This is a genomic window from Flavobacterium sp. (genome assembly GCF_040382755.1).
Lineage (GTDB): Bacteria > Bacteroidota > Bacteroidia > Flavobacteriales > Flavobacteriaceae > Flavobacterium.
This window is the reverse complement of record NZ_JBEIET010000265.1, coordinates 1-1,406: the sequence shown is the minus strand read 5'-3', so window position 1 is coordinate 1,406 and position 1,406 is coordinate 1. Positions and strand designations below refer to the sequence as shown.

Annotated in this window: 3 protein-coding genes; all 3 read right to left on the bottom strand. The window is 30.6% G+C overall.

Annotation, left to right across the window (positions count from 1 at the left end; all coding sequences use genetic code 11):
* Positions 1–88 precede the first annotated feature (88 nt).
* Positions 89–331, bottom strand: a complete 243-nt coding sequence (locus ABWO04_RS11925) for a hypothetical protein (RefSeq protein WP_353079901.1) — start codon at positions 329–331, stop codon at positions 89–91.
* 133 nt (positions 332–464) lie between these two features.
* Positions 465–1,079: a hypothetical protein gene (locus ABWO04_RS11920; protein ID WP_353079900.1), complete on the bottom strand. Its 615-nt coding sequence runs from the start codon at positions 1,077–1,079 to the stop codon at positions 465–467.
* 15 nt (positions 1,080–1,094) lie between these two features.
* The coding region (locus tag ABWO04_RS11915; RefSeq protein WP_353079899.1) for a hypothetical protein at positions 1,095–1,406 on the bottom strand (312 nt) is incomplete at its 5' end.

The following is a 1,406-nucleotide window of genomic DNA, read 5'->3' as shown; positions in this document are numbered from 1 at the left end:
ATCTATTTTCATCGGCATATCTTTTTCATCGTATTGAAGGGTCTTTAGATGTTCTTTATAATGACTGACTCGTTCAGGGTGAGGTTTATCACAAATGCTTAAACATCCACATAAAACGGAACAAATAAAGCAATTTTTTATCTTCATTCTTGATATTAATAACTGCTTTTTTATTAGCAATCCATTCAGGTAATGCAATATATGATTTTCCATTTAATGGTTTGATTTTGTTGACATTAAAAATCATACCATCAATTTTTGAAACTATTGTATGACTTTTCAAATACCTTTGAGAAATCATAAAAAACTTCATCAATATGATGAAAAACATCTGCTTTGTTTAAAATCTGTTTTGCTGTTATTATCTTTTGATATACATTATTTTTTCTTTCACATAAATTACCAATAGATAAACTGAACCCAATATTTAACTTGAATCCAGCGGGAAAATCTTTCAATTTTTCTCAAATAAACTTTGTTACTTTATAAAAATGAAAAACATCTTTAAAATTGTCAATAGTTAATGGTGTATCTCCTTGAGGGTTTAAATTATTTTGAATCGTATATTGGAATGGACTTCTCCAAGTCTTTTTGGGTTCTACTGTAAATAGTTTATTACTTTCTTTTTTAGTTTTAAAAAATGATTGTATTTTTTCAACAGTTTCAATCAATTTTTTGCTTTTCCTTCCTTTCCATTTAACAGCAGTCTTAGGTCTAATGCTTTGTTTTCTCTGTACGTATTCTTTCTGGGTCTTTACTGTGAACAAATTTATTCCACCCGACGGCTCTTGAGTGCACGCTGCACGGATCAACGCGGGCAGCGCTTCTACCCCACGCTCTCGACGTGCTAGCCCGCGGAAGCTCATGACCAACTCGAGTCCATATATTCTAATGGGGCATTCGTTAATATTCTGATAATTTTTAAACTTTAAAGTTGATGTTTCTTCCGGAATTTCTACTGCTTGACCTGCGATACAATATTTAGAATGTTTTTCCCATCCTTCTTTTGAGATTGTGGTATATTGACAGCAATTTTGACAGACATAATTTGAATTATGATTACCATCATCAATTTTCATAAGTCTGTCAAAGTTTTAAATATAACAATAATGATTGTTTGCTTTATCACCAATAAATAATAGATCAATCAATTTGAAATCTTCATTAGTTCTATTAGATGATACATATCGTGGATAAATTGAATTATCACCTTCGCCAAATACATTAATTCTCAATTTGTGTCGTTTTTCACAATGAATCATTTTATCTATTTTCATCGGCATATCTTTTTCATCGTATTGAAGGGTCTTTAGATGTTCTTTATAATGACTGACTCGTTCAGGGTGAGGTTTATCACAAATGCTTAAACATCCACATAAAACGGAACAAATAAAGCAATTTTTTAT